15 protein-coding genes and 1 other RNA gene are annotated in these 13199 nt (G+C 61.9%); 7 read left to right on the top strand and 9 right to left on the bottom strand.

Going from position 1 to position 13199, the window contains the following annotated elements:
• Positions 1–2: 2 nt before the first annotated feature.
• The 4 genes from IHQ71_RS02825 to IHQ71_RS02810 all read right to left on the bottom strand — a co-directional run bounded on the left by IHQ71_RS02825 (position 3) and on the right by IHQ71_RS02810 (position 4595).
• A complete protein-coding gene (locus IHQ71_RS02825; protein ID WP_258160380.1) occupies positions 3–992 on the bottom strand; it encodes an ABC transporter permease in 990 nt (329 codons plus the stop codon).
• 28 nt (positions 993–1020) lie between these two features.
• Entirely contained in the window at positions 1021–2553 is a 1533-nt protein-coding gene (locus tag IHQ71_RS02820) for a sugar ABC transporter ATP-binding protein (protein WP_258160379.1), read from the bottom strand.
• A 59-nt stretch (positions 2554–2612) separates the two neighbouring features.
• Positions 2613–3641, bottom strand: coding sequence for a substrate-binding domain-containing protein (locus tag IHQ71_RS02815; RefSeq protein WP_258160378.1), 1029 nt, complete (start codon positions 3639–3641; stop codon positions 2613–2615).
• Between the two features lie 177 nt (positions 3642–3818).
• Positions 3819–4595: an SDR family NAD(P)-dependent oxidoreductase gene (locus IHQ71_RS02810; protein ID WP_258160377.1), complete on the bottom strand. Its 777-nt coding sequence runs from the start codon at positions 4593–4595 to the stop codon at positions 3819–3821.
• 125 nt (positions 4596–4720) lie between these two features.
• Here IHQ71_RS02810 and IHQ71_RS02805 point away from each other — a divergent pair, with 125 nt between their 5' ends.
• Positions 4721–5347, top strand: coding sequence for an alpha/beta family hydrolase (locus IHQ71_RS02805; RefSeq protein WP_258160376.1), 627 nt, complete (start codon positions 4721–4723; stop codon positions 5345–5347).
• A gap of 18 nt (positions 5348–5365) precedes the next feature.
• Here IHQ71_RS02805 and IHQ71_RS02800 read toward each other — a convergent pair whose 3' ends face one another.
• The 4 genes from IHQ71_RS02800 to IHQ71_RS02785 form a co-directional block, all read right to left on the bottom strand.
• The gene (locus IHQ71_RS02800; protein WP_258160375.1) at positions 5366–5800 is read right to left on the bottom strand and encodes an OsmC family protein; all 435 of its coding nucleotides are present in this window, start codon (positions 5798–5800) and stop codon (positions 5366–5368) included.
• 82 nt (positions 5801–5882) lie between these two features.
• The gene (locus IHQ71_RS02795) at positions 5883–6380 is read right to left on the bottom strand and encodes a heme-degrading domain-containing protein (RefSeq protein WP_258160374.1); all 498 of its coding nucleotides are present in this window, start codon (positions 6378–6380) and stop codon (positions 5883–5885) included.
• A 4-nt stretch (positions 6381–6384) separates the two neighbouring features.
• On the bottom strand, positions 6385–7353 hold the full coding sequence (gene nudC, locus IHQ71_RS02790; RefSeq protein ID WP_258160373.1) for an NAD(+) diphosphatase: 969 nt from the start codon (positions 7351–7353) through the stop codon (positions 6385–6387).
• Positions 7353–7757, bottom strand: coding sequence for an HIT domain-containing protein (locus IHQ71_RS02785; protein ID WP_258160372.1), 405 nt, complete (start codon positions 7755–7757; stop codon positions 7353–7355). Before IHQ71_RS02785 ends, nudC begins: the two co-directional genes overlap by 1 nt.
• Positions 7758–7850: 93 nt before the next feature.
• Here IHQ71_RS02785 and ffs point away from each other — a divergent pair.
• The 3 genes from ffs (at position 7851) to IHQ71_RS02770 (ending at position 10229) form a co-directional block, all read left to right on the top strand.
• An RNA gene (gene ffs / locus IHQ71_RS02780) (signal recognition particle sRNA small type) lies at positions 7851–7948 on the top strand.
• A gap of 114 nt (positions 7949–8062) precedes the next feature.
• On the top strand, positions 8063–9895 hold the full coding sequence (locus IHQ71_RS02775; RefSeq protein ID WP_258160371.1) for a DNA polymerase III subunit gamma/tau: 1833 nt from the start codon (positions 8063–8065) through the stop codon (positions 9893–9895).
• 10 nt (positions 9896–9905) lie between these two features.
• The gene (locus IHQ71_RS02770) at positions 9906–10229 is read left to right on the top strand and encodes a YbaB/EbfC family nucleoid-associated protein (RefSeq protein WP_258160370.1); all 324 of its coding nucleotides are present in this window, start codon (positions 9906–9908) and stop codon (positions 10227–10229) included.
• Here IHQ71_RS02770 and IHQ71_RS02765 read toward each other — a convergent pair.
• On the bottom strand, positions 10226–11125 hold the full coding sequence (locus IHQ71_RS02765) for an alpha/beta fold hydrolase (protein ID WP_258160369.1): 900 nt from the start codon (positions 11123–11125) through the stop codon (positions 10226–10228). The genes IHQ71_RS02770 and IHQ71_RS02765 overlap by 4 nt on opposite strands.
• An 84-nt stretch (positions 11126–11209) precedes the next feature.
• Here IHQ71_RS02765 and IHQ71_RS02760 point away from each other — a divergent pair, with 84 nt between their 5' ends.
• The 3 genes from IHQ71_RS02760 to recR are packed head-to-tail and all read left to right on the top strand — an operon-like array spanning position 11210 to position 13088.
• Entirely contained in the window at positions 11210–11803 is a 594-nt protein-coding gene (locus IHQ71_RS02760; RefSeq protein WP_258160368.1) for a TetR/AcrR family transcriptional regulator, read from the top strand.
• A 31-nt stretch (positions 11804–11834) separates the two neighbouring features.
• Positions 11835–12446 carry a LysE family translocator gene (locus IHQ71_RS02755; RefSeq protein ID WP_258160367.1) on the top strand — a complete coding sequence of 204 codons (612 nt, stop codon included), beginning with the start codon at positions 11835–11837 and terminating at the stop codon, positions 12444–12446.
• A 36-nt stretch (positions 12447–12482) separates the two neighbouring features.
• On the top strand, positions 12483–13088 hold the full coding sequence (recR, locus tag IHQ71_RS02750) for a recombination mediator RecR (protein ID WP_258160366.1): 606 nt from the start codon (positions 12483–12485) through the stop codon (positions 13086–13088).
• Positions 13089–13199 lie beyond the last annotated feature (111 nt).

Below are 13199 nucleotides of genomic sequence, written 5' to 3'. Positions count from 1 at the left end.
GGTCATGCCTTGCGCTTGTGAAGGTAATGGTCGGCCGAGACCGCGGCGAGCAGAATGCAGCCTTTTATCATGTCCTGCCAGTAAACCGAGACGTTGAGAAGGATGAGCGACGAGGTGACCACCGATAGCAGCGCGATGCCGAGGATGGCGCCGAGAATGGTGCCCGAGCCGCCATTGAGCGAGGCACCGCCGATGACCGCCGCCGCGATGATGTTGAGCTCCATGCCGACGCCGAATGTGGGCGTCGCCGAGCCGAAGCGGGACATGTAGATGACGCCTGCGAAGCCGGCCAATGTCGAGCACATGACCGTGACCCAGAACTTCACCTGGTTGGTCTTGATGCCGGAATAAAGCGCCGCCTTCTCATTCGAGCCGGTGTAGAACACCTTGCGGAAGGCTGTCGCCCGGCGGAGCAGGAAATCAAAGATGATGATCACCGCGAGGAAGATAAGGATCACATAAGGCACGCCGTAGATCGAGCCCTGCCCGACCGCCTTGAATTCCGGCGGCAATGTGAAGAGCGAGATCGGCGTGCCCTTGGTCATGGCGAGGCAAAGGCCGCGCACGATGACCATGGCGGCCAGCGACGTGATGAAATGATTGAGCCCGACGACGGTGACGAAGAAGCCCATCACCGCGCCGATCAGCGCGCTCATGGCGATGCCGAGCAGCGATGCCGTCCATGGATCGACGCCCATCACGAACATCGTGCCGGCGAATACCATGGCGAAGCAGAGCACCGAACCGACCGCGAGATCGATGCCGCCGACGATCAGAAGTACCGTCATGCCGACGACCACGATGCCTTCGATCGAGAAGGACATCAGCATGGCGCGGAAGTTGCCGAGCGTGAGGAAGTACGGCGAGGCGAAGCTCATGATGATGCAGAGCGCCAGGATGATGGCGATCAGCCCGGCCTCCCGCATCGAGCCGAACCGCCGCCAGGCGGGCACGCGCGCGTCCGGTGCAGTTGTCAGCGTATCCACCGCCATTGTCTTTCCTCCCGTCTTGTCTTCATGCTCATGCGGCATCTTGCGCCGCCGCATGCTTGTTGTTTGTGCCGACGCCCGAGGCCAGCCGGATGACGGCCTCCTCCGACATTTCGTCGATGTCGAGTTCTCCCGCCAACCGGCCCTCGCGGATCACCAGCACCCGGTCGCAGAGACCGAGCAGTTCGGGCAGTTCCGACGAGATGACGATGATGCCGATGCCGGATCGCGCCAGATCGCGCAGCAGCTTGTGGATTTCCGACTTGGCGCCGACATCGATGCCGCGCGTCGGCTCGTCCATGATGATGACTTTCGGCTCGACCGCGAGCTGTTTTGCGATCGCCACCTTCTGCTGGTTGCCGCCGGAAAGCGACGACACCGGCTGATCGATGCCACCCATGCGCAGCCCGAGCCGGCGGGCGAAGCTTGTCGCCAGCTTCGCCTCGGCGCCACGATCGACCAGGCCGAGCTTGGTGACCCGGTTGAGATCGAGCACGGAAATATTGCTCGCGATCGACAGGTCGAGGAACAGGCCGGAACCCTTGCGATCCTCGGAGAGATAGACGATGCCAGCTTTGACCGCGTCGGCGTAGCGCGCGATCCGCTGGGGTTGGCCCGCCAGAACAACGTCACCGGATATCACCGGCCTCAGCCCGCAAATGCCCTCGGCGATCTCGGTGCGGCCGGAACCGATCAGGCCGCCGATACCGAGGATTTCACCCTTCTTGAGGTCGAAACCAATATTGTCGAAACGGCTGCCGTCGCCAAGTCCCCGGACTGATAGCACAGTGTCGCTGGAACGCTCGCCGTCGGTCAGCTTGGCCGGATAGAGCCGGTCGATCTCGCGGCCGACCATACGGCGTACGACCTCCTCCGGCGTGGTTTCCGCGATTGTCTCGGTGCAGACATAACGCCCGTCGCGAAATACCGTCACCCGGTCGCAGAGCGAGAATATCTCGGCCATGCGGTGGCTGATATAGATGATCGAAATGCCTGCCGCCTTGAGATCACGGATAATGCCGAACAGGATCTGCGCTTCGGTCTCGGTCAGCGCCGCCGTCGGCTCGTCGAAGATCAGCACGCGGCAATCGAGTGTCAGCGCCTTGGCGATCTCCACCAGTTGCTGGCTGGAAATCGGCAATTCGCTGACCTTGCGGCGAACATCGACCGATGCCAGCCGGTTCATCACCGCCTGCGCATCCCGCACCAGCGCGCCGTAATTCATCAGCAACGATCGGCTGCGGCCGGTGGCGGCCATGAACATGTTCTCGGCCACCGTCGCATCCGGGCAGAGCGCGATTTCCTGGTGCACCAACCCGATGCCGAGCCGTTGCGCCGCTGATGGCGAAGAAACCGTGACGACATTTCCGTCGAGGACGATCTCGCCCTCGTCCGGCTGAAGCACGCCCGCGATGATGTTCATCAACGTCGACTTGCCGGCGCCGTTCTCGCCGCAAAGCGCGTGGATTTCTCCCTTTTCGAGCGAGAAATCGACATCCGTCAGCGCCTTGATCGCGCCGAAACGCTTCGACACATGGTGGATTTCAAGAACGGGTTCAGTCACGCTATTTCCTCCGATGATGGCCGGGCGGCCATTGGCGACCGCCCAGACCTTCCTCGTCCTTATTCCTCGATACCCTTGGTGCCGCGACGCTTGAGATACTTGTCCCAGTAGAAGTCGTCGGCGTTGTCGGCGGTGACGATCGAGAGGCCGTTGTCGACCACCGGCACGCTCATCGCGTTGAAGCCGGAGCGCTTGGCGTCGTTCATCGGGTCGATGAGTTCCGGATGCTTGGCGAGCCACAGCAGCATGAAGCCCATATAGCCCTGCATGCCCTGGTTCGGGTTGATCGAGCCGAACACTTCGCCGGCCTTGATCATGTCGAGGATATTGGCGTTGACGTCGGCGCACATGACGAGAACCTTGCCGCCGCTTTCCTTGGACGCCTGCGCCGCGCCGATCGCCGAATTGGCCTCGGGCATGAAGACAGCGTTGAGGTTCGGGTTGGCCTGGATGATGCTCATCAGGCCCTGATAGGCCTTGGCCGGATCCTGGTTGGAGGCGGCGCGGCCGACCAGCTTCATGTTGGGATATTTTTCTTCCATCCGGGCGATGAAGGCCGAGATGCGCTTGTCGTGATTGTCCTGGCCCGGATTTTCGAGCACGGCATATTCACCTTTTTCGCCGAGCTTCTTGGCGATCGCATCGGCGGCATAGGTGCCTTCGCGGGTGTTGTCGGATGTGATGAACGAGATGCGCTTGGAAAGCGGCGAGTCGGCCGCGAAGGTGACGATCGCCGTGCCCTGGTCGATGGCCCGGTTGATCGGCTCGATGAACGGATCGGAGTTCATCGGGTGGACGAGGATGCCGGCCGGGTTCTGCGCCAGCGCCTGGTCGAAGGATGCGATCTGCTTGTTGACGTCATATTCCGGCGTGCCGGTATAGGCCGTCTCGCAGCCCATCTGCTGGCCGGCCTGCTTGAACATCTCATAGACAGGGAACCAGTATTCGACGCCCGAGACCATGACGTTCATGACGTATTTTTCGCCCGGCTTGCACTTGAACGGGGTCTCGTTCGCCGCTGCGGTGCCGGACATGAAAGTCGCAGCCGCCAAGGCCGCGAATGCGGTTGTCGTGAAAAATTTGCGCAAAGTTCCTCCTCGAGGCCGAAGCCCCTCAATTAGCTCGTGGCGCCCGAAAGGCGGCCTCTGATCCGTGGATCCGGCGCTCCTCCCGAGCCCCGGTGACAGGAGATAAACCACAGCGAAAAGGCGTCGTCAATAAAATTCACGACTTGAAATATATTTCATAGTTGTGGCGTCGAGGCGCTATGCAACCGACCAGCCACCATCCACCAGCAGGTTTGCGCCCGTGATCAGACTTGCCGCGGGCGATGCGAGAAACACGACCGCGCCGGTGACATCGCCGGTCTCACCGATGCGGCCGAGCGGGATGTGATCGACCGTTGCCTTGTAGTTTTCCGCTTCGGCGAGATAAGGCTGGGTGCCGTCGGTATGGATGAAGGTCGGGGAGACGGTGTTGACCGTTATGCCATGCTCGGCCCATTCCGCCGCGAGACAGCGGGTCAGGTGGTTGATCGCGGCCTTGCTCATGCAATAGATCGCCTCGCCGCGCAGCGCATTCGTACCGGCCTGCGAGCTGATCGAGATGATGCGGCCCTGCTTGCGAGCGATCATGTGGCGCGCCACCGCCTGCGTCATCAGGAACGTGCCCTTGATGTTGATGTTGAGGATCTCATCGACGGCGCTTTCCTCGACGCGCTCGGCGAGATCGCCGGGCGCGACGCCGACATTGTTGACCAGCACATCGATCCTGCCGAACGCCTCCACCGCCGCTTTTATCACGCCGGCAATGTGATCCTTGTTGGGTATGTCGAGTTCGACGGCAAGCGCCTTGCGGCCCATCGCCTCGATCTCAGCCACCAGATCGCCGGCCTTGGCAGGATTGCGGACGCCTAGAACGACGTGGGAGCCCGCCGCGGCGCAGGCCAGCGCGCAGGCGCGGCCGATGCCACGGCTGGCGCCGGTCACCACGGTGACTTTTCCCGCAAGGCTGAAATTGGGTGCGTGTTCCTGGTTGCTCATTCTATCCTCCCATAAAGCTCTTTTCGGAACGTTAGCACGAAGTGCTGTGCCGGAAAGACGCCACCCGTGACAGACGGCGGAAAAATCCGCTATGAGCAGATCGTGGATTGCATGGGGACCCGCAGATGTTCTTGTTCGAAGGCCCGGAAGACGCCGATATCACGGTCCTGCTTGCGCATGGGGCGGGCGCGCCGATGGACTCTGCAGCCATGACGGCAATGAGCGCCGCGCTATCCGGCACCGGGCTCCGCATCGCCCGATTCGAATTCGGCTACATGGCCGCGCGCAGGACATCCGAATCTCGCAAGCCGCCTCCAAAGGCGGAGCTGTTGATGGGCGAATATCGCGCTGCGGTCGAAAAGCTCGGCGCCGAGGGCAGGCTCGTCATCGGCGGCAAATCCATGGGCGGCCGCGTGGCAAGCATGATCGCCGATGAACTGCATGCGGCTAAGAAAGTCGCCGGCCTGCTCTGCCTCGGCTATCCCTTCCATCCGCCGGGCAAGCCCGAGAGCCTGCGCACGAAGCATCTCGAAGTGCTCGCCACGCCGGCGCTGATCTGCCAGGGCACACGGGATATCTTCGGCAGCCGGGAGGAAGTCTCCGGCTACACGCTGTCCAGGAAGATCGAGATTCTCTGGCTCGAAGACGGCGATCACGACCTCAAGCCGCGCAAGGCCATATCCGGATTTTCGGTGGCCGATCACATGAAATCGATGGCGAATGCCGCAAAGGATTGGGCCGGACGGCTCTGACTGTCCGGCCCATTTTGTTCAGGCGAGACGCGCGTTGAGCGATACCTCGATCGCGCCAAGCGCGCGCGACACCGGGCAACCTGCCTTCGCTTTGTCGGCCAGTTCCTTGAACTTGGCCTCGTCGATGCCGGGTACCGTGCCAATGAGTTCGATGGTGCTGCTCTTGATGGTAGCACCGCCCCCACTCATATCGAGATCGATCGTCGCCGTGCTATCGAGCCTGGTCGCAGGCGTGCCGTTCTCAGCGAGAAAGGCCGAGAGCTGCATGGCAAAGCAGCCGGCGTGTGCGGCCGCGATCAGCTCTTCGGGATTGGTGCCCGATTGACCGGACTCATCGACAAAGCGGCCCTTGAAAGAATACGGCAAGCTGGAAAGCGCGCCACTCTGCGAAGTAAGAGTACCGTTGCCCTCTTTAAGGGTGCCCTGCCAGATCGCGTTTGCGGTTCTTTTCATGGTCGTCCTCCATAAGCTTCGTGATTGATCGGTTACGTCGATTACTACCCGCCTCCAATAACACCGATATGGCGGCGGCGGTTCAGAATTTCGGCAATTCGAGCTTAAGAAACTGGTCGAGCGCCTCGATGATCATGCGGTGGTCGTCGAGTTGCGGCAGGCCGGATACGGTGATCGCGCCGATCACGCCCACTTTCTTGACGCGGATCGGAAAACTGCCGCCGTGGCCGGCATAGTCGAGCGGATCGAGGCCCCATTCCGGGCCGATCGTGCGCCCCTTCTCGGCCATCGACTGACCGTAGAGCAGCGACGATTGGTGGAAACGCAGGACCACATTGCTCTTGCGGCGCACCCACTGGTCGTTGTCGGGCGTAGCACCGGGCATGGCGGCGTGAAACAGCACCCGCTCGGATGTCCTGATATTGATTGCGACGGGCAAGCGCTTGCTCCGCGCGATCGTATAGATCGCCGAGCCGAGGTCGAAGGCCGTCTCCTCGTTGAAGGCGGTAAACTGCGCCAACGCTTCCTGTTTCCTGACGACCGCGATGATCTCCGCGCGGTCTTTCTCCAATTCCAGCATTCCCTTACTCCCCCGCCGGCCAGTCGATCCAATCCTGGATCAGACGGTAGGCCACCGCCCCGCCGACCGGTATGTTGATCTCTTCCTTGTGCGTGCCCTCGATCATTGCCTTCACCTCGTCGCGGGTGAACCAGCGGCAATCCTCGAGCTCCGCCTCGTCGCGCTTGATATCAAGGCTCTCCGCCTGCCCGTAGCAGCCGATCATCAGCGAATGTGGCATCGGCCAGGGTTGCGACGCGTGGTAGCGCACCGCGCCTACCTCGATGCCGGATTCCTCGAATGTCTCGCGTCGCACGGCCTGCTCGATCGTCTCGCCGGGCTCGAGGAAGCCCGCGAGGCACGAATACATGCCGGGATTGAAATGGTAGGAACGGCCGAGCAGCGCGCGGTCGCCGGTCTCGTCCACCGTCAGCATGATGACGACGGGGTCGGTGCGGGGGAAATATTGCGTATCGCAGGACGTGCATCTGCGCCGGTAGCCACCCGCCTCGCTCCGCGTCTCGGAGCCGCAGCGGCCGCAATAGCGGGTTGCACGGTTCCAGCTGAGCAGGCTTGATGCCTGGGCGAATTCGCCGAGCAGGGTTTCGCTGATCAGTTCCTCGCGCATCAGCGTGCGGCCGTCGGCGAATTTAAGGTGGTCCAGCGCCACATCGGGATCGATGCCCACAGGCACGGCCACGCGCGGCTCTCCGTTCTCTTCGAAACCGAGCAGGATGGCATTTTCCCAGTCCGGTTCGAGATCCATCAGTTCGTGAGGCGCAAACAGCGGGTCGAGAACCTGCTCCTCGTGCTTCAACGCCAACCGGCCGCGAGCAAAGGCAAACAGATGCACGCTGTGATGCTTCAGCGCCACCTCGACGCAATCATCCGGCCGGTGCTCTGATTGCCGGTCGATCCTGTTGCCAGCAAAGGCCACGAGGCTCGACGGTTCCGGATGGGGCGAGAGAACATCGAACATCGAGGATTTCGGCATCAAAGGCTTTCCAGTATCTTCTTCATCAGCACCTGCTTTTCAGCCGCGCCATAGGCTTCACGCGCACCATAGCCCCAGACGGGACCCGGCCAGTTCGGATCGTTTTCGTGGCGCGCGATGACATGCACATGCAATTGCCGCACGATATTGCCGAGCGCGCCGACATTGACTTTGGTGGCATTGGTGCATTTCTTCAAGGCCTGACCGACCAGATTGGTCTCGAAAGTCAGCATCGTCTGGTCGAGCGGGGTGAGATCGAAGACCTCCTCGATCCCGGGACGCTGCGGCACAAGCACCAGCCACGGCCAGCGCTTGTCATCCATCAAACGCAGCTGGCAGAGCCCGAGATTTTCGACCAATGTCGAATCCGCGCGCAGTTTCTCATTGAGCTCGAACGCCGCCAAGTCCTCGCCTCCCGTCTTATGTTTTGGCGAATGCTAGCAGATAATTCGAGGTTTGGCTTGCAATCGGAAAAGATATTGACGATATGAAGCGCGGGAGGCTGGTGGTGGACGCGCCACTCGCCAATCGGGTCAGGTCCGGAAGGAAGCAGCCACAACGAGCTTCGGTACGGGTCATCGTGCTGGCCTCCCACCCTCTCACATTGTGCCGGATATTTTTGACGACGGAATTTCCATTTCCGGCCAATATGGATAGGCTTGCCATTAATGATAAGCCTGTGAGGGCGGAATCGAGGAACGGCAGGACGATGGCAGACGGCGACAACATTTCCGGCGAGGCAGGCCAGAAGACCGGCTACCGGGTGCTTGCGCGCAAGTATCGCCCGAAGGACTTCTCCGACCTGATGGTTGGCCAGGAGCCGATGGTCAAGACGCTGACCAATGCCTTCGAGAGCGGCCGCATCGCCCAAGCCTATATGCTGACCGGCGTACGCGGCGTTGGCAAGACCACCACCGCCCGCATTCTCGCCCGCGCGCTCAATTACAAAACCGACACGATCGACAAGCCGACGATCGACCTGAAAGAGCCCGGCGTGCATTGCCAGGCGATCATGGAAGGCCGCCACGTCGATGTGATCGAGATGGACGCAGCCTCGCATACCGGCATCGACGACATCCGCGAGATCATCGAGCAGGTGCGTTACCGCCCGGCCTCGGCGCGCTACAAAGTCTATATCATCGACGAAGTGCACATGCTTTCCACTCAGGCCTTCAACGGTCTGCTGAAGACGCTGGAAGAGCCGCCGGAGCATGTGAAATTCATCTTCGCGACCACCGAGATCCGCAAGGTGCCGGTGACGGTGCTGTCGCGCTGTCAGCGCTTCGACCTGCGCCGCATTCCGGCGTCAGACCTCGCCGGCCTGTTCTCCACGATTGCGGGCAAGGAAGGTATCGAGGCCGAGACCGAGGCACTTGCGCTGATCGCCCGCGCCGCTGAAGGCTCGGCTCGCGACGGCCTGTCGCTGCTCGATCAGGCGATCGCCCATGGCTCAGGCCATGTGGAGACATCCGCCGTGCGCGCCATGCTCGGCCTTGCCGACCGCGCCCGCATCGTCGATCTCTTCCGCGAGATCGTGAAGGGCGATGTCGCGGCGGCGCTGAGGGAATTCTCATCGCAATACGAGGCCGGCGCCAACCCCGTCGTGGTGCTGACCGACCTTGCCGATTTTACCCATCTCGTGACGCGGCTGAAGTTCATTCCGGAATCGGCAACCGATGCCTCGCTCAGCGAGATCGAGCGCAAGGAAGGTGCGGAATTCGCCGGTTCGATCGCCGTCTCTACACTGTCCCGCATATGGCAGATGCTGCTCAAGGGCATTCCGGAAACCGAGAATTCCTCGCGACCACTGGGTGCCGCCGAAATGGTGATCATTCGCCTTGCCCATGCCGGCAACCTGCCAGCGCCGGAAGATGCGGCGCGGCGTATCGCCGGCCTCCTGTCCGGCGAGGCATCCACGCCGTCCCAGCCCACGCGCTCCAACGGTTCGAACGCGTCCGCTGATAGCCGCCCACTCACTGAAGCACGCGGCATTGAACAGCCGGCAAGCCGTCCATCCAGCGGACCGACTGCCATGCTCAGCACCGTGCCGAGCAGCCGCCCCGAAGCGCGCATGGAGATGCAGGCGGCGCCAAAGGCCGAGGAAAAGCCGGAGCCCAAGATTGTTCTCAAGACGCTTGCTGATATCGCCAACATAGCCGGCGAAAAGCGCGACATGGTCTTAAAGGCCCAGCTTCGCCAGTTCGTGCGGCCCGTCCGCATGGAGCCCGGCAAGCTTGAATTCGCACTCTCTCCCGACGCGCCGAAATCGATCGCCAATGATCTGTTCAGCCGGCTGAAGGAATGGACCGGCGTTACCTGGCAGGTCAGTGTCGTGAGCGGTCCCGGCGGGCTGACGCTCATCGAACAAGACGCCAAGCAGCGCGATGACCGGCTGACCGACGCCCGCGCCGATCCGGATGTCGCGGCCATTCTCGCCCGGTTCCCCGGCGCACGCATCACCGACGTTCGCGTAAACCAGGCAGATCTCGACGAGGAAGCGGATGTGGCCCCCGAGCCCGAGCTTCCGGAAGACAACGAATAGGAGAATTTCTATGAAAGACCTCATGGGCATGATGGGCAAGGTCAAGGAAATGCAGGCCAAGATGGAGAAGGTGCAGGCTGAGATCGCCAGCCTCTCGATCGAAGGCCGCTCCGGCGGCGGCATGGTCACCGTCACACTCGACGGCAAGGGCTACATGACCGGCCTCAAGATCGACCCGTCGCTGTTCAAGGAAGACGACGTCGAAATCCTCGAAGACCTGATCGTCGCCGCCCACAAGGACGCCAAGGACAAGGGTGAAGCCCAGGCTGCGGAAAAGATGGCCTCGATCACCGCCGGCCTGCCGCTGCCGCCGGGGATGAAGTTTCCGTTCTAATCAAAGCGCCGATTTGGCCAGGGATTGATCCCGTCACGCAGCCAGAGGAGCGTGTCGAGCCAGAAGCCTGTGGCATGGCGCGCATGAAACAGATCGAAATGGCCGACCATGTGCCGCCCGACATCGCCGGGCGACAACATGGCCTTGGTCACCTCGGCGCCTGAGAAATAGGCCACCGTGCGGCTGATCGCCGGCTTGGTGCCGAATTCGTCATCCGATACGCCGATCGCCAGTATCGGAGCCGTGACGGCGGCGAAACGCGAGAGGATTTGCTCCACCTCGCAGGGCTTCAAGCGGCTTTCCAGCCTTTCACGGCCGAGACCCCATTGGTAGGCGACGCCGGCCGGCAGGTCCTCGAGCCAGTTCAGCGCGCGGCCGGGAAAATAGCCGATGAGCGCCGTCAGGCCGGGCATGAGCAGGTGCCATTTCAGGAAGAGGGCCATCCTGTGGCTGGGAAGATAATCGCGCCAGTAGGCATATTGCGCGCCCACGGTCAGCATGCGGTGCAGGTGGCTGGCGTTCGGCGCATAGCCCGGAAGTACCCCGCCGATGCTGTGGCCGACGACTGAGACTGGAATGCCAGGGCGCCTCTGCATCGCGTGTCGCATCACGGCATCGAAATCCAGTTCACCCCATTGCCGCCAATTGTAGCCGCAGCCGGCCAGCCGCTCCGGTCTTGAAAGACCGATGCCGCGATAGTCATAGGTCAACACTTCAAAGCCGTGCAGCGACAGGAACCGCGCATAGTGGTGATAATAGCGCGCCAACACGCCGGTGGCCGGGTTCATAATTACGACACCAAGCATTTCCTTGCGTGCCGAACGCCACCAGTCGCCCTTGAGGATGACCCCGTCATCGCAGAGAATCTCAATAGCCGAGCCCAGCACGTCATCCATCTCCATATCTCCGCGATCTCGTGAGCAAGAGGATGATTGCTTTTCGGAATTGTGTATACTCACTGGTCGGTATACATAGATTAGATGGATAAGCTCTCGACCCGCGAACGCATCGTCTCCGCCGCCAGCCGGCTCTTCTACAATGAAGGGATCGGCAGGGTGAGCGTCGATGCCATCGCGGCGGAAGCGGGCCTCACGAAGCGATCGCTCTATTATCACTTCAAGAGCAAGGACGACCTCGTTACCGCCTATCTCGACTATCGCGACCTGCCCAACCTCCAGGCTTTCCAGCGCTGGTTCGAGGAAGCAGACGGCAGCGCCTCGGACAAGATCGCAGCCATCTTCAACCAGCTCGAGATCTCGGCGAAGCATCCGAAATGGAAAGGGTGCGGCTTTCTCCGGACATCGTCCGAACTCATCAACATGCCCGGCCACCCGGCACTGAAGCGCGGCATTGCCCACAAGCAGCGGATCGAGGCTTGGCTCGCCGGGTGCCTCGCGGCAGGGGGAATCGCAAATCCGGACGACTTGGCCCGGCAGATCAGGATTCTTCTCGATGGTGCTTTCGCGGTGGTCACATTGGACAGGGACCCAAGCTATATGACGCTTGCCGGGCAGGCCGCGCGCACCCTCGTCGAGGCGGCATCGCGACAACAAACGGGTTCACCTCCCGCCTGAAATTATTTATATGGGGCCCACGGAGGACATCATGACACTCGCATCCCTCGCTATTTTCGCAGGCGCGCTGCTGATCGCGGCGGGCTCTCCCGGACCGAGCATCGCAGCCCTGATCGCCCGCGTGTTGACGCGTGGCGCGCGCGATGTGTTTCCCTTCCTGGCAGCCATGTGGGTCGGCGAGGCGATCTGGTTGTCGCTCGCCGTGCTCGGTCTTGCAGCGATCGCCGAGACCTTCCACTATGTGTTCGTCGCGATCAAATGGATCGGCGTCGCCTATCTGCTTTATCTCGCATGGAAAATGTGGTTCGCGCCCACCGGTACATCCGGCGACACACTGCCCGAGGCAGGCTCCGCGCGAAAGCTGTTCTTCGCTGGCATGACCGTGACGCTCGGCAATCCCAAAATCATGATGTTCTATGTCGCGCTTCTGCCGACCATCATCGACCTCAACGCCGTCACCGTTGCCGGCTGGGGGGAACTTGTCGCGGTGATGTTCGCGGTGCTGGTTTTCGTCGATCTCGTCTGGGTACTGTTCGCCGCCAAGGCGCGGCTTCTGCTCAGGAGCAACCGCGCCGTGAAGATCGCCAACCGCACCAGTGCCGGCCTGATGGCGGGTGCAGCGGTGGCGATTGCGGCAAAATAATTCACAAGAGCCCCCCATATGGGCTAGAAGCAAGGCATGGCAAAGCGAGTCACCGGCCCCGAAATCGAAAAACTCATCCAGCTTCTGGCAAAGGTGCCTGGCCTGGGTCCAAGGTCCGCGAGGCGCGCGGCGCTGCATCTCGTCAAGAAGAAGGACCAGTTGCTCGGCCCGCTCGCGAGCGCGATGAGCGAGGCGCACCAGAAGGTCCGGATCTGCTCGAACTGCGGCAATGTCGATACGATGGACCCGTGCACCGTCTGTACCGACGACCGGCGCGACCGTTCGACGATCATCGTCTGCGAGGATGTCTCCGACCTCTGGGCGCTGGAACGCTCCGGCGCGATGAACACCGCCTATCACGTGCTCGGCGGCACGCTGTCGCCGCTCGATGGCATCGGCCCCGATGATCTCAACATCCGCGGCCTGATCGACCGGGTGATGCAGGGCGGCGTGCGCGAGATCATCATCGCCGTCAACGCCACCGTCGAGGGGCAAACCACCGCGCATTACATCACCAGCCAGTTGACCGGGCTCGACGTGAAGATCACCCGGCTGGCGCACGGCGTGCCGGTTGGCGGCGAACTCGATTATCTCGACGAAGGCACGCTGACGGCAGCACTGAGGTCGCGGACGGCGATATGATGGGAGTTGGCATGCGGAAGCGACCCCCCTCTGCCCTGCCGGGCATCTCCCCCTCAAGGGGGGAGATTGGCAAGTTGCTTGCACCCGACCCCAATCAAGCTATCCGTCCTG

Origin of the sequence: Rhizobium sp. TH2, from assembly GCF_024707525.1 — a bacterium.
GTDB lineage: Bacteria > Pseudomonadota > Alphaproteobacteria > Rhizobiales > Rhizobiaceae > Rhizobium_E.
Note: the sequence above shows the minus strand (reverse complement) of the source record. Positions and strands in the feature narration are given on the sequence as shown.